Annotated in this window: 1 pseudogene; it reads left to right on the top strand. The window is 48.0% G+C overall.

The features are described from left to right. Positions 1-19: 19 nt before the first annotated feature. A pseudogene (locus BHE89_RS19570) lies at positions 20-585 on the top strand (RNA-guided endonuclease InsQ/TnpB family protein); the annotation flags it as partial.

Genomic DNA, 585 nt, shown 5'->3' with positions numbered 1-585 from the left:
TCATTGATGGCGCGATAAAAAATCCCCGAAAATCGCACCGATTGAAGCGCGTTTACATCGTGAAAATTACGGGGGGCGCTGAAAAAGTATCACACTGAGCCGCAGCGCAACCGGAAAAATACTATGCGTCACTACTCTGTGATGACGGGGTAGAAGCACCGGCAAAGCCAACATTGATATCAAATATCACGGGGCTTGATGTGGGGCTGAGTCATTACGCCATCAAATCAGACGGCAATAAGATTGCTAATCCGCGCCACCTTATCAATGCCAGCCGTCACCTACGTCGAAAAACAAAAAAGCCTTATCTCGCAAGCCAAAAGGGAGTGCTAATCGCCGTAAAGCCCGAATACAGCTTGCAGGTGTACACGAACGGGTAGCCAATGCCCGTGCTGATTTTCAACACAAACTCTCTCGTGCAATTGTTGACGAAAACCAAGCGGTAATTGTCGAGACACTGAAATCGGCGAATATGATGAAAAACCACTGTCTGGCTCGCGCTATCGGTGATGCAGGCTGGCATGGTTTTATCACAAAGCTGGAATATAAAGCCGCAGAAAAAGGCGTCCATCTGGTAAAACTGGA

The sequence above is a fragment of the Shigella sp. FC1967 genome, from assembly GCF_001743005.1.
In the GTDB taxonomy this organism is placed as follows: Bacteria; Pseudomonadota; Gammaproteobacteria; order Enterobacterales; family Enterobacteriaceae; genus Proteus.
The sequence above is the reverse complement of the archived record's forward strand: the minus strand, read 5'-3'. Positions and strand labels throughout refer to the sequence as shown.